This is a genomic window from Natrinema pellirubrum DSM 15624, from assembly GCF_000230735.2.
GTDB classification, from domain to species: domain Archaea; phylum Halobacteriota; class Halobacteria; order Halobacteriales; family Natrialbaceae; genus Natrinema; species Natrinema pellirubrum.
This window is the reverse complement of record NC_019962.1, coordinates 1,440,028-1,463,209: the sequence shown is the minus strand read 5'-3', so window position 1 is coordinate 1,463,209 and position 23,182 is coordinate 1,440,028. Positions and strand designations below refer to the sequence as shown.

The 23,182-nt window shown below is 65.1% G+C and carries 29 protein-coding genes and 1 pseudogene; 18 read left to right on the top strand and 12 right to left on the bottom strand.

From position 1 onward, the window contains the following. The first annotated feature begins 36 nt into the window (after positions 1–36). Positions 37–288 (top strand): DUF1641 domain-containing protein, encoded by a 252-nt coding sequence (locus NATPE_RS07140; protein WP_241432713.1) that lies wholly within the window; start codon positions 37–39, stop codon positions 286–288. A 129-nt stretch (positions 289–417) separates the two neighbouring features. Here the strand turns inward: NATPE_RS07140 and NATPE_RS07135 are convergent, their stop codons facing one another. Further along, complete coding sequence (locus tag NATPE_RS07135) at positions 418–1,263, bottom strand: universal stress protein (RefSeq protein ID WP_006179410.1); 846 nt, start codon at positions 1,261–1,263, stop codon at positions 418–420. Between the two features lie 364 nt (positions 1,264–1,627). Here NATPE_RS07135 and NATPE_RS22620 point away from each other — a divergent pair, with 364 nt between their 5' ends. The 3 genes from NATPE_RS22620 to NATPE_RS07125 all read left to right on the top strand — a co-directional run bounded on the left by NATPE_RS22620 (position 1,628) and on the right by NATPE_RS07125 (position 3,324). Further along, entirely contained in the window at positions 1,628–1,774 is a 147-nt protein-coding gene (locus NATPE_RS22620; RefSeq protein WP_015298862.1) for a DUF7512 family protein, read from the top strand. Further along, on the top strand, positions 1,774–2,814 hold the full coding sequence (locus NATPE_RS07130; protein WP_006179412.1) for a sulfite exporter TauE/SafE family protein: 1,041 nt from the start codon (positions 1,774–1,776) through the stop codon (positions 2,812–2,814). Before NATPE_RS22620 ends, NATPE_RS07130 begins: the two co-directional genes overlap by 1 nt. A 102-nt stretch (positions 2,815–2,916) precedes the next feature. Beyond that, positions 2,917–3,324, top strand: coding sequence for a helix-turn-helix domain-containing protein (locus NATPE_RS07125; RefSeq protein ID WP_006179413.1), 408 nt, complete (start codon positions 2,917–2,919; stop codon positions 3,322–3,324). A gap of 375 nt (positions 3,325–3,699) precedes the next feature. Here NATPE_RS07125 and NATPE_RS07120 read toward each other — a convergent pair whose 3' ends face one another. Next, complete coding sequence (locus tag NATPE_RS07120) at positions 3,700–4,071, bottom strand: thioredoxin family protein (protein ID WP_006179414.1); 372 nt, start codon at positions 4,069–4,071, stop codon at positions 3,700–3,702. Positions 4,072–4,400: 329 nt separating this feature from the next. On the opposite strand from NATPE_RS07120, the gene NATPE_RS07115 reads away from it, so the two are divergent. Further along, the gene (locus tag NATPE_RS07115; protein WP_006179415.1) at positions 4,401–5,324 is read left to right on the top strand and encodes a sulfite exporter TauE/SafE family protein; all 924 of its coding nucleotides are present in this window, start codon (positions 4,401–4,403) and stop codon (positions 5,322–5,324) included. Positions 5,325–5,337: 13 nt separating this feature from the next. Here the strand turns inward: NATPE_RS07115 and NATPE_RS07110 are convergent, their stop codons facing one another. The 4 genes from NATPE_RS07110 to NATPE_RS07095 form a co-directional block, all read right to left on the bottom strand. Continuing rightward, on the bottom strand, positions 5,338–5,601 hold the full coding sequence (locus NATPE_RS07110; RefSeq protein ID WP_006179416.1) for a DUF7521 family protein: 264 nt from the start codon (positions 5,599–5,601) through the stop codon (positions 5,338–5,340). Further along, positions 5,601–5,963, bottom strand: coding sequence for a winged helix-turn-helix domain-containing protein (locus NATPE_RS07105; protein ID WP_006179417.1), 363 nt, complete (start codon positions 5,961–5,963; stop codon positions 5,601–5,603). Before NATPE_RS07105 ends, NATPE_RS07110 begins: the two co-directional genes overlap by 1 nt. A gap of 156 nt (positions 5,964–6,119) precedes the next feature. Beyond that, entirely contained in the window at positions 6,120–6,596 is a 477-nt protein-coding gene (locus NATPE_RS07100) for a hypothetical protein (RefSeq protein WP_006179418.1), read from the bottom strand. Next, positions 6,593–7,141: a hypothetical protein gene (locus NATPE_RS07095; protein ID WP_006179419.1), complete on the bottom strand. Its 549-nt coding sequence runs from the start codon at positions 7,139–7,141 to the stop codon at positions 6,593–6,595. Before NATPE_RS07095 ends, NATPE_RS07100 begins: the two co-directional genes overlap by 4 nt. A gap of 108 nt (positions 7,142–7,249) precedes the next feature. On the opposite strand from NATPE_RS07095, the gene NATPE_RS07090 reads away from it, so the two are divergent. From NATPE_RS07090 to NATPE_RS07075, 4 genes are all read left to right on the top strand, one after another. Further along, a complete protein-coding gene (locus NATPE_RS07090) occupies positions 7,250–7,975 on the top strand; it encodes a DsbA family protein (protein WP_006179420.1) in 726 nt (241 codons plus the stop codon). A gap of 208 nt (positions 7,976–8,183) precedes the next feature. Beyond that, complete coding sequence (locus NATPE_RS07085) at positions 8,184–9,608, top strand: cytochrome ubiquinol oxidase subunit I (RefSeq protein ID WP_006179421.1); 1,425 nt, start codon at positions 8,184–8,186, stop codon at positions 9,606–9,608. Further along, positions 9,601–10,602: a cytochrome d ubiquinol oxidase subunit II gene (gene cydB, locus NATPE_RS07080; protein WP_006179422.1), complete on the top strand. Its 1,002-nt coding sequence runs from the start codon at positions 9,601–9,603 to the stop codon at positions 10,600–10,602. The genes NATPE_RS07085 and cydB overlap by 8 nt, the downstream gene beginning before the upstream one ends. Next, positions 10,602–10,901, top strand: a complete 300-nt coding sequence (locus tag NATPE_RS07075; protein ID WP_006179423.1) for a hypothetical protein — start codon at positions 10,602–10,604, stop codon at positions 10,899–10,901. The genes cydB and NATPE_RS07075 overlap by 1 nt, the downstream gene beginning before the upstream one ends. 43 nt (positions 10,902–10,944) lie before the next feature. Here the strand turns inward: NATPE_RS07075 and NATPE_RS07070 are convergent, their stop codons facing one another. Together NATPE_RS07070 and NATPE_RS07065 are read right to left on the bottom strand one after the other, a co-directional pair. Beyond that, positions 10,945–11,505 carry a class I SAM-dependent methyltransferase gene (locus NATPE_RS07070; protein WP_006179424.1) on the bottom strand — a complete coding sequence of 187 codons (561 nt, stop codon included), beginning with the start codon at positions 11,503–11,505 and terminating at the stop codon, positions 10,945–10,947. Between the two features lie 2 nt (positions 11,506–11,507). Continuing rightward, positions 11,508–11,948 carry a DUF302 domain-containing protein gene (locus tag NATPE_RS07065; protein WP_006179425.1) on the bottom strand — a complete coding sequence of 147 codons (441 nt, stop codon included), beginning with the start codon at positions 11,946–11,948 and terminating at the stop codon, positions 11,508–11,510. A 192-nt stretch (positions 11,949–12,140) separates the two neighbouring features. Between NATPE_RS07065 and NATPE_RS07060 the strand changes: the two genes are divergently transcribed. Beyond that, complete coding sequence (locus NATPE_RS07060) at positions 12,141–12,374, top strand: hypothetical protein (RefSeq protein ID WP_006179426.1); 234 nt, start codon at positions 12,141–12,143, stop codon at positions 12,372–12,374. Between the two features lie 51 nt (positions 12,375–12,425). Here the strand turns inward: NATPE_RS07060 and NATPE_RS21050 are convergent. Further along, positions 12,426–12,593 (bottom strand): annotated as a pseudogene (locus NATPE_RS21050) (helix-turn-helix domain-containing protein); the annotation flags it as partial. Positions 12,594–12,790: 197 nt separating this feature from the next. On the opposite strand from NATPE_RS21050, the gene NATPE_RS07055 reads away from it, so the two are divergent. The 3 genes from NATPE_RS07055 to NATPE_RS07045 are packed head-to-tail and all read left to right on the top strand — an operon-like array spanning position 12,791 to position 16,412. Continuing rightward, positions 12,791–14,776: a NosD domain-containing protein gene (locus tag NATPE_RS07055; protein WP_006179428.1), complete on the top strand. Its 1,986-nt coding sequence runs from the start codon at positions 12,791–12,793 to the stop codon at positions 14,774–14,776. Next, positions 14,773–15,510, top strand: coding sequence for an ABC transporter ATP-binding protein (locus NATPE_RS07050; RefSeq protein ID WP_015298860.1), 738 nt, complete (start codon positions 14,773–14,775; stop codon positions 15,508–15,510). The genes NATPE_RS07055 and NATPE_RS07050 overlap by 4 nt, the downstream gene beginning before the upstream one ends. Further along, positions 15,507–16,412 (top strand): ABC transporter permease, encoded by a 906-nt coding sequence (locus NATPE_RS07045; RefSeq protein WP_015298859.1) that lies wholly within the window; start codon positions 15,507–15,509, stop codon positions 16,410–16,412. The genes NATPE_RS07050 and NATPE_RS07045 overlap by 4 nt, the downstream gene beginning before the upstream one ends. 33 nt (positions 16,413–16,445) lie before the next feature. Here the strand turns inward: NATPE_RS07045 and NATPE_RS07040 are convergent, their stop codons facing one another. Further along, positions 16,446–17,036: a nitrous oxide reductase accessory protein NosL gene (locus NATPE_RS07040; protein ID WP_006179434.1), complete on the bottom strand. Its 591-nt coding sequence runs from the start codon at positions 17,034–17,036 to the stop codon at positions 16,446–16,448. 511 nt (positions 17,037–17,547) lie between these two features. Continuing rightward, a complete protein-coding gene (locus NATPE_RS07035; protein ID WP_006179435.1) occupies positions 17,548–17,964 on the bottom strand; it encodes a CBS domain-containing protein in 417 nt (138 codons plus the stop codon). Between the two features lie 186 nt (positions 17,965–18,150). Here NATPE_RS07035 and NATPE_RS07030 point away from each other — a divergent pair, with 186 nt between their 5' ends. Beyond that, positions 18,151–18,591 carry a universal stress protein gene (locus NATPE_RS07030; protein ID WP_006179436.1) on the top strand — a complete coding sequence of 147 codons (441 nt, stop codon included), beginning with the start codon at positions 18,151–18,153 and terminating at the stop codon, positions 18,589–18,591. A gap of 233 nt (positions 18,592–18,824) precedes the next feature. Here the strand turns inward: NATPE_RS07030 and NATPE_RS07025 are convergent, their stop codons facing one another. Then, positions 18,825–19,274: a pyridoxamine 5'-phosphate oxidase family protein gene (locus tag NATPE_RS07025; RefSeq protein WP_006179437.1), complete on the bottom strand. Its 450-nt coding sequence runs from the start codon at positions 19,272–19,274 to the stop codon at positions 18,825–18,827. Between the two features lie 316 nt (positions 19,275–19,590). Here NATPE_RS07025 and NATPE_RS07020 point away from each other — a divergent pair, with 316 nt between their 5' ends. The 4 genes from NATPE_RS07020 (at position 19,591) to NATPE_RS07005 (ending at position 23,119) form a co-directional block, all read left to right on the top strand. After that, the gene (locus NATPE_RS07020; RefSeq protein ID WP_015298858.1) at positions 19,591–20,739 is read left to right on the top strand and encodes an MBL fold metallo-hydrolase; all 1,149 of its coding nucleotides are present in this window, start codon (positions 19,591–19,593) and stop codon (positions 20,737–20,739) included. A gap of 201 nt (positions 20,740–20,940) precedes the next feature. After that, complete coding sequence (locus NATPE_RS07015) at positions 20,941–21,366, top strand: universal stress protein (protein ID WP_006179439.1); 426 nt, start codon at positions 20,941–20,943, stop codon at positions 21,364–21,366. Positions 21,367–21,719: 353 nt separating this feature from the next. Then, positions 21,720–22,079, top strand: a complete 360-nt coding sequence (gene trxA, locus NATPE_RS07010; protein WP_006179440.1) for a thioredoxin — start codon at positions 21,720–21,722, stop codon at positions 22,077–22,079. Continuing rightward, the gene (locus tag NATPE_RS07005; RefSeq protein ID WP_006179441.1) at positions 22,076–23,119 is read left to right on the top strand and encodes an NAD(P)/FAD-dependent oxidoreductase; all 1,044 of its coding nucleotides are present in this window, start codon (positions 22,076–22,078) and stop codon (positions 23,117–23,119) included. Before trxA ends, NATPE_RS07005 begins: the two co-directional genes overlap by 4 nt. The last annotated feature ends 63 nt before the right edge of the window (positions 23,120–23,182 follow it).

Sequence of the window (23,182 nt, the reverse complement as noted above, 5' to 3'; positions counted from 1 at the left end):
GGGTCGTTGCAGCTGCGTCGCTACGCGTGTTGTGCGATGGACGACGGCATGGTCACGGACCTCGCGGCGACCGGAACACGCCTCGAGGAAGTGGCCGACACGGCGGCCGACGACGACGTGGCTCGGACGCTCGGGGACCTGCTCGAGGCCGTCGGCGAGGCCGGGGCCGAGCCTGCGGACCCCGTCGGTCCGGTCGGCGTCGCGAAAGCGCTTCGCGATCCGGACACTCAGGCCGGAATCGGTTTTCTGCTCGCACTCGCGAAAGCGCTGGGCCGAGCGACGGGATAACCGGTCGCCTCGCCGTCTTGGACGCGTGTTTCGGGCCGGCCACAGTTGCCCGCGAGGCGACGGCGACGGCGGTCGCGTCGGCACTCGTGTCGCTGCGTGGCGAGCCGGGTTCCGGTGTCGGACCGCCGGTCAGGCCGATCGGTTCGGCGGGATCAGCATGACGTTCCCGTCCGCCCGTGCGACGATGTCCTCGGAGACGCTCCCGAGCAGCAGTCGGCGGAGTCGGCTGTGCCCGCGCGAGCCGACGAGAGTCGTGGTCGGCTCGTACTCGGCCTCCGCGGCGAGGATCTCGTCGGCGGGATCGCCCCGGCGGACTTCGGTCCGCGTCTCGATCCCCCAGTCCTCGAGTCGCGTCGCTAGCTCCGTCAGTCGCGCTTCGGGATCGTCGTCCTCGGGAAGCCCCGGGTCCGTCGGCGTTTCGACGTGGACCAGCGTTGCCTCCTGGGTCGCGTGGCGGAGGTACGAGAACGCCTCGAAGGCCCGCTCGGCGTTCTCGGAGAAGTCCGTCGCGTACAGCACGCGCTGGAACAGGTGTTCGCGGACGACGTCCGGCTCGTCCGCCTCGCGTTCGATCCGGTTGACCAGCAGCGGGACGACCGTCGTGCGCGCGAGGTTGCGCGCGGTCGAGCCGATGACTCGGTTCTCGAGCGGGCTCTTCCCGCGCGAGCCGACGACGGTGAGGCTGGCACCGACGGCCTCGGCGATGCCGTTGATTCGTCGGTGGGGCGTCCCGCGGACGACGTGCGTCTCGACATCGAAGCCCGCGTCTTCGACGACACGGCGGTAGCGCTCGAGGGCCTGCTCGCGGCGTTCCTCGAAGTGCATCCCGGGCATGCCCGCGTGGACGTTCGACGGAATCACGGTCACGAGATGGATCTCCTCGACGCCGATCCGCTCGAGACACTCGAGACAGGTCTCGCTCTCGATCGTCGCCTCGCTAGCGGCGGAGAGGTCGGTCGCACAGATCGCTTTCATACTACTCGTAGGGCCGACGGCTCTATATTGTTTCCGGGTATCAATACCGATTGCAATCACGCGGTCACGGACGGAGCAGGCGGTGACCCGAACATCGGCAAGTGTCAGTCGGAATGATACCGAGAGCGTGATCGGAGAAACCGCGCGACCCGGTCCGTTCGACCGCGCGCGAACTGTGTAGACGGACCGCCGCTCGACCCGTATATCCCCGTAAGTTATCCGGATATCTTCGTATGATAGTCGTGAGATAGACTGCAGTAATATTGTGCGCACTTCCCAAAAGCGTTATAATCATCCTCCGGGTAGACAGTAGTGAGCAGAAACCCATGAGATGTACACAACCGAACGGCGGTGGTCGGTCCCGATGATCGATCTCACCGCGTCTTCGTCAGCAGTACAGGCAGCCATCCTCGTCGGTACCGTCCTCCTCGAGGCGGTCGTCCTCTACGTCGGGTACGGCGCGCTCGAGCGAGTCGCAACGCCGGTCATCGATAGGGTGAAGCACGCATAATGGAGCTATTCGGAATCGCACTGGCGACGCTCGTGCTGTTCGTGAGCTTCGGCTTCATGGTCGGCGTGCTGTTCGGCTTCTTCGGGATGGGCGGTTCGTTCCTCGTCACGCCCGCGTTGCTCGTGATGGGGTATCCCGCCAGAGTCGCCGTCGGGAGCGGGATGGCTTTCGTCTTCGGGACGGCGGTCATCGCGACGTTAAAGCACCACGACCTGGGACAGGTCGACTACAAACTCGGCGGGTTGATGATTGTCGGGACGTCGGTCGGTATCGAGGTCGGGCGAATCGGGGTGTTCTACCTCGAGGATCTCGGCCTCGCCGGCGGTGTCATCGGTGTCACCTACGTCGTCCTGCTGGGCGCGATCGGCGTGTTCGTCACGCGGAACGCGCTCAAAAACGACGGCAGCGATAGTTCCGGTGGCGGCCACCACGACGCGGCCGACGACGAGATCGATCCGGACGCGATCCCCGACATCGCGAAGAAGATCCAGTCCTACCGCGTCCCGCCGATGATGACGATCGCGGGCGGCATCCAGGTCTCGCTGTGGATGGTCCTGGGCGTCGCGTTCGCGACGGGGCTGCTGTCGGGCTTCCTGGGTGTCGGCGGCGGCTTCATCCGGATGCCCGCGATGTTCTACCTCATCGGGGTGCCCGTTCCCGTCGCGGTCGGGACCGATCTCTTCGAGATCGTGTTCTCGGGCGGGATCGGGTCGTTCCTCTACGGGATGGAGGGCGGCGTCGACCTCTCGATCGTCGCGCCGCTGCTCGCAGGGAGTGCACTGGGCGCTCGGATCGGCTCGGCCGCGACCAGCATCGTCAACGAAGACGACATCAAGGTCTACTTCGGACTGATGCTCCTGGGCGGGTCGATCGCCGTGGCGTTCCAGCAGGCCGGCGACTACTTCGCCATCGAGATCTTCAACACCGTCGGCTTCGCCCTGATCCTGCTCTCGGCGTTCATGGTCAGCGGGGCCGTGATCTACAGCACTGTGACGGAGATGCGCGCACAGGCGAACGCGTCCGTTCCGTCGGCGGACTGAGGACGCTCTCCGCCGCTCGCTGCGTTTCATCGCAGTTCATCGAGATTGCACGATATTCACACAACCCTTATAGCGATGCGGCCCCTATCACCGGATAGTAACATGGCAAACTCGATGGCAGAGCAACTACAGCAGGACATGGAGTGTGAGGGGTTACTGGAATGTATCCACGGACTCAAGCAACTCGACAAGGACTGCTTTCGCGTCCTCGTCGAGAGCGAGCAAGCGCTGACGATCGACGAGGTCGCCGATCGGGTCGACCGCGAGCGTTCGACCGCGTACCGATCGATCCAGCGCTTGCTCAAGAGCGGGTTCATCCAAAAGGAGCAGATCAACTACGATCAGGGCGGGTACTATCACGTCTACTACCCGACGGACCCGACCCAGATCGCAAACGACATGCAGCGAAAGCTAAACGACTGGTACGCGAAGATGGGGCAACTCATCCAGGAGTTCGAGGACAAGTACGAACATGCGGAGGCCGATACCGAGATTCCTGCCCAGAGCTAACCGTCTCCCGGTCGATATCCGCTAATTATACGCGTCTTCTCACAGCAGTAGCCCCGCGAAAGCCCGCGGCTGTAGCGGTACGCAGCAATCGAACGCTCGATTCGACCCCGTCTCCGGTCCGGCCGCCGGCAGCGGACGCCCCTCGTGAGAAAGCAAGGGACGGGACGTTCCGGTCGGGAGTACGATACTCGACGGATTCGACCGACGAACCGAGATCCGCGAGAGCGTCGGTATGGCGTTTCTGAGAGATGTCGATTCGGTCCGACGGCAGTCGCTCGACGTATCGACGAGATCAACCAGTGAACCGCGTCGGTCTCGAGTCAGGAACAAAGACGACTCCGAAGGAAAGCCAAGCGGTCGGCCGAACGCGGCCCGCTACTGTGCTGCGTGGGCCTCGAGCGCGTCGACGAGCGTGTCGGCCTGCTGGAAGCCGTCGTCGAAGCGAGCGACCGCCTCGCCGTCACGCAGGACGACGAGCGTCGGGACGCTCCGAACGTCGAATTCGGCGGTGAGATCCGGAACGAGACCGGCGTTGACCGTCGCGACGACTCCCGGTGCGCTGCGTGCGACCGCACCGAGTACCGGCTCCATGGACGCGCAGATACCACAGCCGGACGTAACGAACTCGAGCAGGACGAGATCGTGTGTCGCGAGCAGGTCGTCGTAGTCGGTCCCGTCGGTCAACTCGACGGGGCTTCGGGTCGTGGGGCCGTCGCCGGTTGACTCCGGTGGCGTTGAGTCGGTCATCACTGTTGGTAGGCCCTGAACGTATTTCAGTGTTTTGTGGCCAGTGTACAATACTAGTTGCTCTTGCTAGACCGAGCCACTGATCGAAAGCGGTCGACGATGACGCGCCGCCATCGGCGGAGGGACAGCGAATATCGCCGCTATCTATGACACGGGTGTTTCCGGGAACCCCTCGTGAATGCCCTCGAGAAGGCCCATCTCGAGACGGTCGTCGACTACCGGTGACTCGAGCGATGATGAATCTCGCCGTATCGCACAGTCGAATACGTCGGGCCCGGTAATTGACTGCAAACGACGGTGCGCGCCGTCTCTACTACCTTCGAACTAGTATGAGTACCTCCGAATCCAGAGTCGACGTCGAACAGTTTCTCACCAACCTCCTCGCGTTCCGATACCGGGAAGTGACGATGGTCGGCGCGACGGTGGCCGTTCTCGTCGCCGCGGTCGTCTTCTTCCCCGGATTCGAGAACGTCGGGAACGGTGTCCAGTCCGACCTCTCTGGCGAGTTGCTCGCCGGGGTCGTCCTGATCGCGATCGTCGCCGGCGCCGTCAAGGGCATGACCGGGTTCGGCTACTCGCTCATCATGACGCCGATCGTCGCGTCGGTGATCGATCCGACCGTCGCTGTCGTCGTCCTGGCGATCCCGCCGTGGATGCTCAACATGTTCCAGATCGCCGAAACCGGGACGGGACGGGCGTTCGTTCGTGAGGAGTGGACGCTGCTGGTACTCGCGATCGCGGGGACCATCGTCGGCGTTGCGGCGCTCGCGACGTTCAGCGTCGGCCCGATCGTCGCGTTCGTCATCGGTCTCGTCCTCTTCGGTTACGTGGCCTTTCAGTTCGTACAGAACTTCGTCACGGTCGAGGAAGCCCACCACCCGTTCGCCCTCGGCGCCGCCGGGTTCTTTCAGGGCTTCCTGCTCGCGTTCGCGAACCTCGGGCCGCTCCTCCCGGCGTACTTCCACACCTTCGAACGCGACACCGAGCGATACATCGGCGGCCTGTCGATGGTACTCGGGACGATCTTTACGGTCCGTCTCGTCCAGATGGCGCTGTTCACCGATCTTCTGACGACCTACCGGCTCTGGCTCGGTTCGATGATCGCAGTGGTTACCATCGTCGGGTTGTTGCTGGGTACGTACCTCCGGCGCTTCGAGTTCGACGAGCGAACGTTCGACTGGTTCGTCGTCGGACTCCTGTTTATCATCTCGCTCAACATCTTCCGGAACACCGTGCCGGCGCTGTTCTTCTAGATTCGGGGCAACGTCACTTCGTCAGCGAGAGCAAAACGAGTCCCATCCCGCTCGAGACGATGACTGCCTGCACGAGGGCGGCGGACGCGATCGTCGTCCCGAACACGTGATAGATCAGCCCCTCACAGATCGCCCCGGCACCGATGAAGACGAATCCACCGGAGACGTACAGCATCGGCGTCTGTCCGCTCCGCCGATAGCCGTGAAACGCCAGATACGCGACGACGAGACTCAAAACGAGCGTAATCAGTTTGGCGAGGAGGAACGACGCGTCCATTACTCGTCACCCCGGATCCCGCGCCAGAGGTCGGTGAAGTTGTCGGCGAGTTCGTCGCGTGTCTCCATGGTCAGCGAGAGTTGTCCGTCGGTGACGTCGACGTGGAGTTCCTCGAGTGTGGTTTCGAACTCGCTTCGGTGAGAGCCGTCCGCGTCGACGGTTCTGCATTCCTCGATGAGGTCGTATTCTTGCAGCGTCGACACACGGCGATAGACCGTCGTCAGCGAGGCGTCACACTCCTCGCTGAGCGTCTTCGCTGTCTTCGGTCCGTCCCGATCGGCGGCGAGGAGTATCTTCCGTGCGTACTCGTCCGCGAGGAGTTGGAAGATCGCCGTCGACTCCGAGGAACCACCGGGTTGCACACGAGAGATCCTCTCGTTCAGCGGCAAATAGGCCACGATTCGCTGACCCGGCAAATCACCACAACCGTCTTGTATTCCCCCTCGAGCGGCGTCAGTGAGATGCCGTTATAGCGACTCGTCGGGGCGGACGGCTGTTCGAACGCGGTTCAAAACCGATCAGACGGCACAGGTCGGACACGCCCGGCTGTGGCGGACGTAGATCAGCCCGACCAGCAGGACCACTGAGAGGGCTCCGAAAACCGGTCGTAACGGATCGACGTACGTCATGACCGCCGAGGAACTGAACAACGCGAGCAAAACGACGTTACAGATCGGACAGCTGACTGCCAGAAACCCGCCGACGAGACCGCCAAGCGCCAGGCGATCTTCGCTGCTCGTGTCGCCGTCCTCGAGCCCGGGTTCGACTCGCTCGGTCGCCAGCCGCTGTGCGGTGTACACGCCGGCGAGCAGTGCGGTCGACGTCAGGAACAGGTAGTCGATCGGCGTCCGCGGGACCATCCGAACGTAGAGCGGGTTCGGGAGCAAGCCGGTGACGAGACCGAACAACAGGAACACGCCGATTCCAGCGGCCGCTCCGTACCCCATCGCCCGACGATCCGAGCGGATCGGTCGGAGGAATCCCCGTCCCGTCATTTCGCCCCCTCCGTCGCGATGGTACACCGTTCGGGATGGCCCGCCCGTCCGAGGAAGAACAGCAACAGCACGAGCCCGCCGACGCGAACCAGCGCGCCGTCGTACGGGAGCGCCGCGAGGCCCCCCGCGAACCCGAGAAAGCCGAGGAGACCGGCACCACAGCTCGCACAGCCAGAGGCAAGGAGTCCGGGGACGATCCCGGAGAGGTCGGCGAGACTCGAGACGCCGACGAGTCGCAGCTGTGTGACGGCGTTGACGACAGCGATCCCCGACAGGAGTGCATACAGGACGATGATTCCGAGCCCGGTCCAGCCGTCGGTTCGGTACACCGTCTCCGTGAGTGAGACGACGACGTACTCGAACCAGTGGAGGCCGTCGCCGAGCATCTGAAGCGAGAACGCCGGCATCGTACTCAGAATCAGGAGGACGTAGGTCGCACCCGTGACGGCAACGGCGCCGATCGTCCTTCGCCACGTCTCGAACGGATACGAGACCGCTGCAATGAGGTTCGTCAGATACTCTCGACCCGTGGCGCGTGTATTCATCCGATCGAATCGACGGGGGACGACCTGAAATCACCAACTCCGATTTGCTGGGCCAGCAAATCGGCGATTCCGTTACCGTCCCGGATCGGAAACGGTCACGAGAATTCAATGTCGATCGATCAGCCATCCCGTCGCGCGTTCCTCGCCGGTTCCGTCGTGACACTCGGCGCCGGTGGCGCCTACTATCTCACGCGATCCGACGACACCGCACAGCATCTCTCCCCGTCGTTTCACTCGAGCGACGAGACGTCAGCGTTCGGCGTCGACCTCGGCGGAAAGCCGATCATGGGCTCACGGGCAGCACCGCTCGAGATCTACTACTGGACCGACTTCCAGTGCCCGTTCTGCGAGCAGTTCGAACGGGAGACGCTCCCCGATCTCGTTCGGGAGTACGTCGAACCGGGCGACGTTCGCATCGTCTTCGTCTCGCTGCCCTATTTCGGTGCGGACTCGATGACCGCCGCGGTCGCCGGCAAGTGCGTCTGGGAGCGGGTTCGCGACGACGATCCCGGCGCGTACTGGGACTGGCATACGGCGGTGTTCGACGAACAGGGCGAGAAGAACTCGGGGTGGGCGTCGACGGACAACCTCCTCGAGTACACCCGTTCCGTCGACGGCGTCGACGCGGACGCCCTCGAGTCGTGTCTCGAGGACCGACGGTCGGAGTTCGAAGCCGCGGTCGAAGCCGATGCGGAACGAGCGACCGAGTTCGGCATCTCGGGGACGCCCTCGTTCGTCGTCTTCGATCCGGAGTCCGAAGCCGCCGGATCGCTCACCGGTGCCCAGCCGCCGGAACGGTTCGACGACGCGATCGAACGGGTCAGGGACGCGTAGCACCGAACGGCGTCGGACCCGGCATCCGTCCGACGGGCTCGGCGGTCGCCCGGCTATCGGAGTTGCGTCGGCAAACGGCCGCGTCAGGCGCTGTTTCGACGTTCGTACCCCAAGCCCTACTTCTCGGTGGGACCGAGATCCAATCGAAGCCGCTTGCGGTTCACGAGAACGGACGGACGACCGACAACAGGTTCCGCTCCCAACAGCCATGATCGACCCAGTCCTCGGCAGTCGGCTGCAGTTCGCGCTCACCACGATCGTTCACATCATCTTCCCGGTGATGAGCATGGGGCTCGCCCCCTTCCTCGTCTACTTCACGTGGAAGGACATCCGCACCGGCGAGCCGATCTACGAGCAGTTGCGACGGTTCTGGACCCGGATCTTCGCCGTCAGCTTCGTCGTCGGCACCGTGACCGGTATCGTCCTCGAGTTCGAGTTCGGGACGAACTTCGCGGCGTTTTCGACGACCGCCGGCGAACTCTTCGGCGGTCCGCTCGCGCTCGAGGGAATGATGGCGTTCATGCTCGAGGCGACGTTTCTCGGCATCTTCGTCTTCGGGCGCGAGCGGGTCGGGAACGCGCTGTATATGGTGTCGGCGGTCGCGGTCGGACTGGGGACGTGGCTCTCGGCGGTCTGGATCCTGATCGCCAACTCCTGGATGCAGACCCCACGGGGCTACGAGTTGACGACGGCGAACGGACATACGATCGTCGAACTGGTCGATCCGGTCGCGGCCTACGCCAACCCCCGGTTCCCCTGGATGTTCGTCCATATGCAAAACGCCGCCGTCGAGTCCGTCGCGCTGTTTATGGCTGGGCTCGGCGCGTATTTCGTCTTCAGACACCACGTCTGGGAGTACCCCGTCGAGAACGTCGCGTTCTGGGAGACGACGCTCAAGTTCGGCCTCATCGCGTTGCTCGTGACAGCGCCGTTGCAGGTGCTACACGGCGACCTGTACGCGCGACACATCGTGGAAACCCAGCCCCAGAAGTTCGCCGCGATGGAAGCCGTCTGGGAGACCGACTCCTACGTCCCCGAGTACATCGTCGCGTTCCCGACCAGCCTCAACCAGCTGCTGGATCCGCGTGCCAAGGAGATCTTCGGCATCGGTATCCCCGGTGGCGCGTCGTGGCTCGCGAGCGGCGGCGATCCGCAGGCGACGATTCAGGGGCTCGAGGAGTTCGAGGGAAAACAGCCGCCCGTGGCGATCGTCTTCTGGTCGTTCCGGATGATGGTCGGTCTCGGGTTCTGGTTCGTCCTGCTCGCCGTCTGGGGCGGCTACCGCTGGTGGAGCGGCGAACTCCTCGAGGACGATCTCCTTCACAAGGCCCTGATGCTCTCGACGCTGCTCGGCATTGTCGCGGTCGAACTGGGCTGGATCGTCACGGAGGTCGGCCGCCAGCCGTGGGTCGTACAGGACGTTTTGCGGACGACAGACGGTGTCTCGCCGGGGTTGACCGCCGCCGAGGCGACGGCGACGCTTGTGGGGTTCGCGGTCGTCTACCTCGGCCTCCTGACCCTCTACACCTACGTCGTCGTCCGCATCGTTCGGGCCGGCCCGCCGGACGGGGACGACCTCGCGACGCGGGACGCGTCGGAACGGCCCGCGTCGGAGGTGAGCGCCGATGACTGAGCCGGCCGCGCTCGCGACCGAGCCGTTGTTCGGTCTCCCGCTGGCCGACCTCTGGTTCGGGCTGGTGTTTTTCATCCTCGCGATGTTCCTCTTTCTGGACGGCTTCGACTTCGGGGTCGGCGCGCTGTTTGCGACGCGCGAGGACGACGACGAACGCGAACGGTTGCTGGCGGCCATCGGGCCGTTCTGGGACGGCAACGAGGTGTGGCTCGTCGTCTTCGGCGGCGCGTTGTTCGCGGCCTTTCCGTCCGTCTACGCCAACCTCTTCAGCCGCCACTACCTGTTGATGTTCGCCATTCTGGGCGCGCTCATCGTTCGGGGACTCGCACCCGAGATGTACGAACAGCGCCACGACGACGGCTGGCAGCGCTGGTGGGGCCGGGCGTTCGTCGTCGGCAGCCTCACCGCCCCCTTCTTTCTGGGTATGTTCACCGCGAACTGGGTGACCGGCGCGACGTCGATCGTCACCCTCCCGGCGCTGATCGTCGGTCTCGCCGTCGTCGCGCTCACCGTCGTCGACGGCGTGGCCTTCCTCCGACTGAAGACGCGAGGTGACTTACGCGACGACCTCGAGATGGACGGCTATCGCGCGCTCGGCGCGTACCTCGTCCTCGTTGTCGCGGCGCTTGGCTCCGTGTACGCGGTCGAACCGGCGTTGCGGTCGGCCCTGCTCTCGGCACCGGTGCTGGCGCTCGTCCTCGCGACGCTCGCGTTCGCCGGCGTGTACGTGGCGGCGACGCGGGCGGACCGCTACTACGCGGCGTTCGGCGCGGCCGCGGGGCTGGTCTTCGCGCTGGTCGCCATCGTCGCCGGCCTGATGTACCCGTCCATCGATCGAGCGGCCGGACTGACGGTCGAGACGGCCATCGTCTCGACGCTGCAGCTCAATCTCATGTCCGTCGGCGCGGCCGTCCTGTTGCCGCTCGTGTTCGTCTACTTCGCGGTCCTCTACACCGCCTTCAGCGGGCCGATCGAAACGGGTGAGTCGTACTGATGGCAGCCGACGGCGACGACGATCGGTCCGCGGCCCGCGACGACCGCATCGGCGACCGGGCAGCGACCGGACGACCGCCCCGACTCGGCTCTCGAGTCCTGCTGACGTGGCTCGAGCTGACGGTCGTCGGGATCACCGGCGGTCTCCTCGGCGCGACGATTGGCGGCCCGCCGGGGTTCGTCATCTACCTGACGACGACGCTCCTGTCGGTCGGGGTCGTCTTCCACAACGTCAACGAACTGATCAAGGGCTGGCTCCGAGCGACAGGAGCCGACGAGGTCCCCGAACCGACGGACTGAAACGGAGTCTGCCGGCCACGACCCGCTCGAGTGAGCCGGCTGCTCACTCGAGTGTCGCGATCAGCAGGAACGTCTCCGGACGGACGGCCGCGTGTTCGATCTCGAACCCGGCCTCGCGGAGCGCGTCCGCCGCCTCGTCGGCACTGTACCGTTCCTCGACCGGCGGACCGGCTTCGCCGGTGCCGGTCGCCGCCCAGTCGACGATCACGAGTCGCCCGTTCGGAGCGAGCGACCGCCGGACCTCGGCGATCGCCTCGTCGCTCGCGAACTCGTGGTAGGTCATCGTCGAGAACGCGGCGTCGACGTCGCCGTCGTCGAACGGGAGGTCGCTCACGTCGCTGGTCACGAGTTCGACGTTCTCCGGAACGCCTTTCTCGCGGTAGTACTCGTGCATCGCCGCCTGCAGATCGACCGCGTAGACCGCCCCGGCGTGTGGAGCGACGTCGTCGGTGAAGAAGCCGGTCCCGCTCCCGAGGTCGGCGACGGTATCGTCCGGCGACAGCGAGAGCGCCCACAGCAGTTCCTCGGCCGAGACGAACCGATATCGCTGCTCGGCGTCCTCTAACTTGTCCGCTCGATCGGCGTCGAACGTGTGGTGACCCATGGTTACAGGGCCTCGAAGGCGGCGTCGACGAGTTCACCAGTCTCGGCGACGATGTCCGCCATCTCCTCGTCGTCCGGCGCAATCCCGACGAGCCGTGCGATGCGCATGATCGAGACGTGATAGACGCGCTGGCGGCCGGGTTCTTTCTCCCAGACGACGACGTTACACGGGAACAGCGCGCCCATCTTCCCGTCGGTCGCCTCGAGCGCCCGGTCGGCCACCGCCGGGTTACACGCCCCGAGGACGTAGTAGGGGTCGCGGTCGGCGTCGACCTTCTCGTTCAACAGCTCCGACGGGGAGAACTCGACGGGGACCCCGAAGCCGGCGTCGGTGAACACCTCGCGGACGTGTTCGATGGCTTCCTCGTGGTCCATCTCGAGGGTCGTCTGCGTCGCACCGATCTCGTCCGGATCGATCTGGCTCGGGTCGATAGGCAACGTCATCGTATACAGTATTGTGCCCGTCACGAAAAGAACTTCCGAATTCGACGTTCCGCGGTGGCGGGACGGCTCGTCATCGCGTCACGCCACCGGGAGCAGCGGTCCCGCGTTTCGCCCCGTTCCGAAACGCCGGCCGTCCGCTCGGGCGGAAAAACGCCACAACACATATACCCACACTCGATCGAACGTCGAGGTGTGAACTCCGATTCGGCATCCCGACGGTCGCTTCTGGGACTCGCGGGCGTTGCGAGCCTCTGTTGTCTCGGAACCGGCGGCCTGGTGGTCGGCGGGACCGCTGCCGTCGCCGGCGGAGCCGCGGCCGGGAACGCGAGCAGCGGGGTCGTGCAACTGGCGGTCACCCTCGTCACGCTCGGCATGATCGGAATCGGACTGCGGTTTCGGACCCGCTGTTCGGACTGCGACACCTGAATCGAACCCGCGGAAACCGAACCGGCCGCGCCCGTCGTCCCTTCCCGCTGTTCACCGCTCGAGGTACGACCGGGGGTCGGACGCCGTCCCGAACTGTTCGTCGACGAACCACGAGACGATGCTGCCCTCGGCCCGATGTAGCACGTCGCTACACGTCGCTTTCGAGACGTTCAATCGATCGGCGATATCCGTCAACGTCGCCTCCCGCGGCGTCGCGTACCCGCAGGATGGTCGCCGTTACACCGGAACCGACGTACACTGGTCCGTCTGAGACCGGACCCGACCGTCGGTGATCTGGGCTGGCGGCTGCCGCCCCGAACGGGATTGGCTTCCGTCCGGTCCATGTCACGGCCGTCGACGGAACCTTTCGATAGACGGACCAGAGGGGCTTTTTCGCCGACGATCCAAGGACATCTGTGTACCGGCCACCTCGAGAGATCGTCCTGGCTGCCGTCGTACTCGTCGCCACCGTCGGACTCGGTGGCCTCTTCGTCGGTGACGCCGATCCGGCGCCCCCGGAACCGGCGCCGTTCGACGAAACCGTTTCCGTGGGACTCACGCTCGAGAACGAACAGAAACTCGACGAGAACGTCACGCTCCCACGAGCGCAGGCGTTTTACTCGCAGTATCAGTACGTCGTCGGCTACTACGGCGTCGAGACGTTCGTCGACGCCCAGCGACAGGACGGACACGAACAGCGCTTTGGCTATCCGCTGGCGGTGTACGTCACCGACTACGGCGACGCGCCGGTCGAGTTGAACGAGGAGGGGTATCCGGTCACCGACCGACAGCTCCCGTGGATCGACGCCACTGACGCGTGGTTCGTCGTCGGCAGCGAGGCCCGAACGCCGTCGGGCGAGACCGTCGTTTCGTTCGCCGACAAAGCGGACGCGGCGTCGTTCGCGACGGCTCACGGCGGCGAGGTGTATTCGTGGGACGAAACCCTCGAGCAGTCGTTCGACACCGACGACGTGACCGGCGTCCGCGACCGCGTTTCCGAACAGGACCGCCGTGCCGATGCGACCGTCGAGTCGACACAGGCCCGCACCGATCGGCCGGTCTCGACCGTCGTCGCAACGGACGCCGATGCCGTTCGGGAGCGCATCGACGAGGACCCTGCCAATATCACGGTCGTCGATACCGTCCAGGCGGGCATCGACGAAGCGCCAGCGAACACCACGGTTCTGGTCTCCGACGGGACCTACGAGGAAACCCTCGAGATCGACCGTCCGATCACGCTCGCCGGGGACGGAACACCGACGATCAGCGGCGACGGCAACGGGTCGGTCGTGACCGTCACCGAACCGCGGGTCGGAATCCGTGACCTCGAGATCACCGGCGTCGGGCCGCTGACCTCCGGTGCCGAGGACGTCCCCGGACCGGCGATCGACGACGACGCCTGGGACGAGAAGTTCCTGACGTACTACACCGGTGCGGACGCCGGCATCTCGGCCCACGTCGCCGCGGGGCTGTCGGTCGAGAACGTGACGATCGAGACGCCCTCGAACGGGATCATCCTTCGCGAGAGCCCCGAGACGGTCGTTCGGAACGCGACGGTCCGTGGCAACGAACGGTGGGAGGACGGGTTCGCCGGAATCATGGCGTTCCGGTCGCCGGGCGTGATCGAGGAAACGACGATCGTCGACGGGCGGGACGCGATCTACGCGTACCGATCCGAGGGGATCGTGATTCGGGAGAACACGATCGACGAAAGCCTACTGGGAATCCACTTGATGCATACCGACGGCACGCTACTCGCGGACAACCGACTGAACGACGTCGTCGATACGGGGATCTACGTCATGACGGGGCCCGAGCGGAACGCGATCGTCGGCAACGAGATCAGGGGCTCACAGGTCGGCGCCTACGTCGGCGGCTCGGACACGTACGTCGCCGAGAACGTCCTCGAGGCCAACGACGTCGGACTAGAGCTGGCGGCGTCCGGCTCGATCTACGAGCGAAACGTCATCGCGGGGAATCAGGTCGGCGTCAACGATCGGGTGATACTGCCGACGAACCGGGTCCTCGAGAACGACTTCGTCAGCAACGACGACCACGCCACCGCGGGCGCCGGACCGTTGCGCGTCTGGACGCACGACGGTCGCGGGAACTACTGGCAAGGAGCCACCAGTATCGCGGACGGCGACCCGCCGTCCCGGTCGTATTCACCGACCGACACCGTCGACGGTCGGATGCACCACACCGACGGGGCAGCGACGCTCGCCCGAGCGCCGGCGCTCGACGCGCTCTCGGGGTTCGAAGCATCGGTGTCCGGAATGCGGACGGGTAGTGTCACCGACACGGAGCCCACGTGCGAACCGAACAACCCGGAACTGCTCGAGCGGACCGATTACGCCGATCGCGCCAGGTCCTGCGACGGCTCACTCACGATCGAACCATGACGACAGCCCAACCCCTACTCGAGGCATCGAACGTCGATTTCGCGTACGGAGACGTGACCATCCTACAGGACGTATCCGTCCCCGTCCGACCGGGCGCGGTGACGGCCCTGATCGGTCCGAACGGGACCGGAAAGACGACCCTGCTCCGCACGCTCGCCGGACTCCAGGAACCGACCGGGGGGTCCGTCGCGTATCACGGGCCGGATGCCGCACGCGAGGTCGGGTATCTCCCTCAACATCCCGAGTTTCGGCCCGGGTTCACCGTCCTCGAAACGCTCACGTTCTACGCGTCGCTCGTCGGCGGTGGCCGCGACGAGGCGATGGCACGACTCGAGCGCGTTGGACTCGAAGACGCCGCGACGCGCCGGGTCGAGGCGCTTTCCGGAGGGATGACGCGACTCGTCGGGATCGCCCAGGCGACGATCGGTGACCCGCCGCTGGTCGCCCTCGACGAACCCGCGTCCGGACTCGATCCGGGGATGAGCAAGCACGTGTTCGCGGTGGCCGACGAACTCGCCGCCACCGGAACCGCGGTGGTGGTGAGTTCGCACGATCTCGAACTCGTCGAGCGGACGGCCGACGAGGTGGTCGTCCTCGACGACGGCACCGTCGTCGAACGCGGGGCCCCGACGGCGCTGTGCGATCGCCTCGGCGTCGAATCGCTCGAGAACGTTTACGAGGCGTCGATCACCGGCGATCTCCGTCGCGTTCGAGTCCGGGGTGAGACGGCGTGACCGGTGCGTCGCGCTCGGTACACGACGACTCGCCGCCGGCGACCGACGACGAGACCGACCTCGAGCCCCCGAGGTCGGCCGACCGTGCGCCGAAGCCGACTCGCCGGATCGAACGCGTCGTCGTCCGCGAACTCAGGACCCTCTCCCGGACCCGGACGTTCGTCCTCCTCGGCGCGGCGTTCGCGGCCGTCCTGCTGGGAATCGCGTGGGTCGGGGGCGGTGTCGGGGCCGGCTACGTCCCGACGATCGTCGATCTCCTGACGCCGCTCGAGTTGCTCGTCCCGATCGTGGCCGTCGCGTTCGGCTACCGGGCGATCCTCGGCGACCGCCGACGGGGCGAACTCGACGTCCTCGAGACGTATCCGATCGCACCGCGCGAACACGTCATCGGCGTCTTCGTCGGCAGGGCCGTCGGACTCCTCGGGACGGTCGCCGCGTCGCTTCTGCTCGTCGGCGGCGCGGTCGTCGTCGGTCGCGAGGAACCGTTCAGCCGGTACGCGTCCCACGCCGGTGCCGACTCCCCGCTCCTGTTCGCGCGGTTCGTCGTGCTGACCGCGCTGTTCGCGCTATCGATCCTCGCTGTCGCGATCGCGATCTCGGCGCTCGTAAGCGGAACGCGAAGCGCCCTCGCGCTGTCCGTCGTCGCGTTGGTCGTCGTGCTGGTGGGGCTGGATCTCGCACTCGTCTACGGCCTCGCCGGCGGCTATCTGGGCGAGTCATCGCTCGTCTACGCGCTCGCGGCGAGTCCGCTCAGCGCGTACCGCGGACTCGTCTTCGAAACTGTCGTGATAACGGCGGCAGGAACCGGACCACAGACGGCCTCGCCAGTGGCCAGTCTGATCGGACTCGCGGTGTGGACGATCGGCTCCCTTGCCGTCGCGACCGCGGCAATGAATCGGTAACTGTCGTTTCGGGCACGATCGCGGGATCGGTCGTTACATCATCGACATCACGAGGTCGCGACTCACGTCGCCGTGTTCGTAGAGATCGCCGCCGTAGTCCGCTTGGAACGCGTCCGCGTCGTCGGAGTCGGAAAAGCCGATCATCGACGGCCCCATCGCGCCCTCGACCTCGCTGTCGACGACCAGCGTGAGATCGGTTATCGGCGCGAAGGCGTCCGCTTCGACGTGGCTGGTAATCTCGGGCGCGTCGCCGCCGGTATCGACCTCGTAGTCGACGCTCGAGTAGTCGGTCACGTACGTCACGCTCGGCTCTTGCTCGTCCTCGTGTTCGAACGTGAACGCGTACGTACAGAGGGAACTGCAGAACTGTGCCGGACGGTCTTCGTCGAGTACTTCCTCGGCGTCGTCGTAGAACGATTCGCCGACCGGTCCGGGGTAGTCGACGATCGCCATCGTGCAGTTGTCACAGCTCGTCCCGTCCTCGATCGTGACCGGGTCGGGACTGTTCGCCTCGTCACCGCCGAGACAACCGGCCAGAGCGGTCAGCCCGGTGAGGGCCGACCCGGCGAGGATCGTTCGACGCGACACGCTTCGTTCGCTGTCACTTCCGTGGGACTCGTCCATGTGCGTCCTTGGGTGGCGACCGATAAGTGGAGTCTGGTCCAATCGACGAAACAGCGTGCGGTCGTCCACACGGAACCGCCACGAGATCGACGTCGGTATCACGCCGTTGCTCGGCCCGATCGTGGTTGCCGTTCGCGCGACCGGTGGCGTACCGAGAGTGCTGGAGCCTCGATACGGCGAACCCGGCGATCTCCTCGCTGCAGCACTGCTCGTCAGCGAGGTGCCGTCTACGGCGGCCTCACCAGCCACCGGTCCCAAGCAGACGTCCTCACGGGCCACCGAATACGATCGGAGTTTGTCCCAAATACACACAACCACACCGAAAAAGGGACCGTCCGAGGCGCTCGAGCGTTCGAAACTGCCGGACGATCGGCAGTCGGACACACCGTCACCGGCGACCGGCAAGCGACCGGCGGACGAGTCGGTGTGTCACGGTCGTCGCCGAGGCCGGCCGCACGCCACCGGAGTTGCCTCGCGACGGGAACGGTGACGGGCCACAGATCGCCGGGAATCAGTATTCGGGGCGCTGAGCCCGAATGACGTCCGCGAGCTGTTGTTCCTCGTCGGCGATGAGTTCCGTCAGATCGTCGGCCGTGATGATGCCGACGAGCTGGTCGCCGTCGCTGACGGGGAGGCGGCGCACGCCGTGTTCGGCCATCAGGTCCGTCGCCTCGTAGAACCCGTCGTCTCGCTCGATCGTACAGGGATCCTCGGTCATTATCTCCGCTGCCGTCTGCTCGGCATCGGTCCCGTCGGCGAGGACGCGCACAGTCAGGTCGCGGTCGGTTACGATACCCACCGGCGCATCGTCGTCGATAATCACGATACTCCCGACGTTCTCCTCGTCCATCATCGCCGCGAGTTCGGAGACCGATGCGTCGGGTGCGGCCGTTACGACATCGCTGCGGGCTAAGTCATCGATCGGCATGAGGACACCGGATAGGCCGACCACACGAGACGTCTTAGTCTCGGGGCCCAAGTGTGACGACGGCGGACTCTCTCGTCGGTACGACCGTCACACGACCGTACTCGAGTCCGCGACGATCGCGCTCGCACCGATCGCGAGCGGGCCGTTTCCGGCGGGTTTCTTGTACGTTGCTGACGTGTCTCCCGTATGGGAACGCACGTACTCGTCCCGTTGGACGGCTCATCGCAAGCGTGGGCCGCGTTCGATCACGCGGTCTCGAATCACGACGGCGGGCGAATCACGACGTTACACGTCGTCGATCCGATGGCGGGAGTATACAGTGATTACGGGGGCGGCGGCTACTACGATCCACAGATCCACGATCAGGCCGTCGAACGGGGTAACGAACTCGGCGAAGAAGCGCACGACCGAGCGGAGGAAGCAGGCGTTCTCGAGACGACCACGATCGACACCGCGGTCGAAACTGGACCGGCCGCTCGAACGATCGTCCAGTACGCCGACGAAAACGACGTCGATCACATCGTCATGGGTAGTCACGGTCGGTCCGGCGTCACTCGTGTCCTGCTCGGAAGCGTGGCCGAAACCGTCACGCGGCGCTCCCCAGTCCCGGTGACGATCGTTCGATAACGGAACACGCCCGTCGCTTACACTGTCGGACAGAAGTCACTACGAAGTCGGTCGCCAATTCGCGGCCGACCGGCGACGGCCACAGCAGAGCGCTCGATCTTCACGCCGATCTGCCCAACAGTTGCTGTGTCACACGGACTGCCGTCCGTCAGTTCCGACGAGACCCGACCGTCCCGCGATTGCACGGGGTATCGGGACAGCTGCCCGTATGAGCCGTTGTGGACGTCCGCTCGCTACGCATCGGTCCGGACCTCTTTCCGCCCCGTTATCTCGTCCGGATCGAGGCTGAAATAGCGGAACGTCATCTCCCTCGGCGGTCGCTCGAACACGTCGATGATCGGGATCTGGATCCCCCACATCCCCTGAATTTCCGTCGACTCGTACGGCGCATCGGCTGTATCCGAAAGCCGTCCCGTGGCGACGACGCTTCGCCAGCCGGTGTCGGTCTCGTCGTGTGTCACGAAGGAGACGGGGTTATCCACGAGGTCCTCCTTTCTGCTGTCCTGTGGGATCGAGAGTCGATAGTAAAACCGCTTTACGTCCGCGCTGTACCCGTACGAGACGGGGATCGAAACCGGCGGTTCGTCGGGATCCGTGGCGAAGGAGATGACGCCGGTCCCGCCGCGACCGAGGAATTCGTTTATTTCGTCCTCGCTCAGTTGCAGCCATCGAGGGTCCTGCATACGTTCTCCGACGATGCGCCGGCTAAAAATCCCCCTCTTATTGGAGACCGTACTATCACTGGAACGGGAACGTCGCCACCGACCTGCCGGGATCGTCTCGTCGCCACTGACAATCGTTGCACACCCGACCGCACGACAGCGTTGTCATTCGTTTCAGCGGCTCCGATAGCGGTGGCCAAGCGTGTCCCGCAGCGAGCCGATCGACCGCGAGACACGCCCTCGAGTCGGTCGAATCCCGTCCCGGTCGTCGAGGGTGCCTGTGCAGGGACGATACCTATCAACGGGCTCGCAGTATGAGTCTTGTAAGGTGAGTCCAATGGTGACCCAACTATCTCCCGAACGGCTCGCGGCGATGATCGACTCGGACGAGTCGTTTACGCTCGTCGATACCCGCCCCGAAGACAGTTACGAGGGGTGGCGGATTCACGGCGCCGAAAACGTCCCGTTCGACCCCCACAACGAGTTCGATGACGAGAAAATCGAGCGCATCGAGGCAGCGAGCAACGGCGACTCGATCGTCGCGATCTGTGGGAAGGGGCTCACGTCGACGCCGTTCGGTTTCGAACTCGAGCAACGCGGCTACGACGACGTGGCCGTCGTGAAAGGTGGCATGGAAGACTGGAGCAAGGTGTACGAGGTCGTCCCCGTCGAGACGGCAAACGAGGATCTCGTCGTCCTGCAGCTACAGCGCCGGGCAAAGGGCTGTCTCGGCTACGTCGTCGGCTCGACGGCCGCCGAGTCGGCGGTCGTGGTCGACCCGACCCGACAGACGGACCAGTTCAAGATCGCCGCCGAGGAGGCCGGACTCACGATCGAGCGCGTCCTCGACACCCACGTCCACGCCGATCACATCTCGGGCGGGCGAAAACTGGCGACCGAGCTGGACGTTCCCTACCATCTCGGCGAACGCGCGAGCGAACGGGGCGTCGAATACGACTACGAACCGCTCGCCGACGGCGAGACGATCGTCCTCGACGACGTCGAAATCGAGACGCTACAGACGCCGGGACACACGACCGAGATGGTCAACTCCCTCGTCGACGGCGAGGCGCTGCTGACGGGTGACACGCTGTTCGTCGAGTCCGTCGGCCGGACGGAACTTCAGTTCGGTGACGAGGACGCGGCCAACGGCGCCGAACTACTGTACGAATCGATCCACGACACCGTTCTCGAACTCCCGGACGAGACGCGGATCCTCCCGGGACACGTCTCGGTTACGGCGGAGAACCGATACGAGGTCGGCTCGCCGGGCGAACTGATCGGCGCTCGTCTGGGCGACCTCCGCGACGATCTCGAGTTGATCGGATTGGACGAGGACGAGTTCGTCGATCGGATCGTCGAGAACGACCCGGAAAAACCGCCGAACTACGAGCGCGTACTCGAGATCAACACTGGGACGGAGCCGCCCGAGGACGAGTCCGAGGCGACGGAACTCGAACTCGGCCCCAACAACTGCGCGGCCTGATTCGCCGGCGAGCGTCGGACACGGGATCACTGCCAGAACAGTGTCAGCAGGCGACTCCGTGGACGGTTTCATCCGTTCCGTTCAGTGTGGGTACTGCCACAGTGGACGGCGGACACTCATTACTGTCGGCGCCGCTGGACCTATTTCTCGGTCATGAGATCGGCGTGACGATTTTATACCGGGTGGTCGAAGCCATTCGTCATGGCCGATCGAGTTCTCGTTCCCTACGACGGGTCGCCACAAGCGACGGACGCTCTCGAGTTGACCTTCGACGAATTCCCGGACGCGACCGTCATCGCGCTGTACGTCATCGAGATCCCCGACGGGCGCTGGGCGCAACTCCTCGGACCGGAACTGCAAGCACCCGTTTCCGAGAAAGCGAAGGAACACGCAGCCGATGTCCTCGAGACGGCGACGGAACTCGCAGCCGAGTCCGGTCGCAGTCTCGAAACGAACGTCGTCACGGGCGAACCGGATGATCGCATCGTCGCGCAGGCGGCAGCGGAATCGGTCGATCTGATCGTCATCGGCAGCCACGGCAAGGAGGGGGTCTCCCGCGTCCTGCTCGGGAGCGTCGCGGAAACCGTCGTTCGACGATCTCCGGTTCCCGTCCTCGTAGTCCGGTAGTGACGACCGGAAACTCAAACCGCTACGACGGCGCGACGAACGACGGGGACCGCCGTTCGACGCTCGCATCGGGATGCGATCCGAGTATTTTGCCCGCTTCGACGTGGATGTCTCGGAGTGACCGGCCCGTTGACTGCTCGGTTGTTATGTATCTACACAAAACCATCCGGACCAAACGATCGGGGTGGCCCGGTTCATCTCACCGATAGCCCCGAATACAGCCCACATGTGCGTTGCGAATCCGTCCGGACACATCGGCCGTCCATTACGGATCGAACTCTCGAGGGGAGTCGCCACTATATTGTACACTATGTACAAAACCTTTAAGCAGTGTCGGTCCATACGTAGTGGTGATGGCAACTGATGCACGCGACGACGTTTCGGCACGATCGCTCGACGAACCGATCTACATCGACGGCGGAAGTCACCTCGAGGACGTCACGGCGGAACACGAGGTCGTTCTCGTGGACTTCTACGCCGACTGGTGTGGCCCCTGTCAGATGCTCAATCCCGTCCTCGAGAAGCTGGCCGACACGACCGACGCCGTGATCGCCAAGGTCGACGTCGACGAACACCAGCAGCTCGCGGGGTCGTTCGGCGTTCGCGGCGTGCCGACGCTCGTCCTCTTCGCGGACGGTGAGCAGGTCGAACAGCAGTCCGGCGTGCTGCCGGAAAACCGACTCCGTGCCCTGATCGAGAGATACACCGAATGAACGAGGCAACCGACGCGACCGCGGACGTTCGAAACGTCGTGATCGTCGGCTCCGGCGTCGCCGGTCTCTCGGCGGCCGTCTACGCCGCGCGGGCCGACCTCGAGCCGCTGGTACTCGAGGGGCCCGAGCCGGGCGGCCAGCTGACGCTGACGACGGACGTCGAGAACTACCTCGGCTTCCCCGAGGGCGTCGGCGGGATGGAACTGATACAGAACGGCAAGGACCAGGCCGAGCGCTTCGGCGCCGAATTCGAACACGGGACCGTCGAGGACGCGACGCTCGCGGACCGGCCGTTCGAACTCGAACTCTCGAACGGCGATCGGCTGCGAACGCGTGCGCTGATCGTCGCGAGCGGCGCGAGCGCTCGCTGGGTCGGCGCGGAAAACGAGGACGAGCTGATGGGCTATGGCCTCTCGACGTGTGCGACCTGCGACGGCGCGTTCCACCGCGGCGACGACGTCCTCGTGATCGGCGGCGGCGATTCGGCGATGGAAGAAGCGCTCTTCCTCGCGAAGTTCGCCGACAGCGTGACCGTCGTCCACCGCCGTGAGGAACTGCGCGCGTCCGAGATCATGGCCGACCGGGCCCGCGACAACGAGACCATCGAGTTCCGCTGGAACACGGAACTCGAGGCGCTCCGGGGCTCCCAAGACGAAGGCGTCACCGGGGCAACGCTCGTCTCGCACCCCGAGGGGTATCCCCTCGAGCAAGCCGCGAACGGTGCCGACGTGACACGCGAGACGGTCGACGTCGGCGGCGTGTTCTACGCGATCGGCCACACGCCGAACACCGACTTCCTCGCGGGAACCGCGGTCGACCGCGACGAGAGCGGCTACCTCCACACGCGAACCGACGACGCCGGCCGCGCGACGACCGAGACCGCGGTCGAGGGCGTCTTCGCCGCCGGCGACGTCGCCGATCCGAACTACCAACAGGCGATCACTGCCGCCGGAACCGGCAGCATGGCGGCTCTCGACGCCGAATCGTACCTCGAGACGCTCGAGCGGACGACGGAACCCGCACTCGAAGTCTCGCAGTAGTCGTCCGCGTCGCTGGGAGCATTCGAGCGGGTTGGCACGCGCATTCGACTCTGACTCTCTATT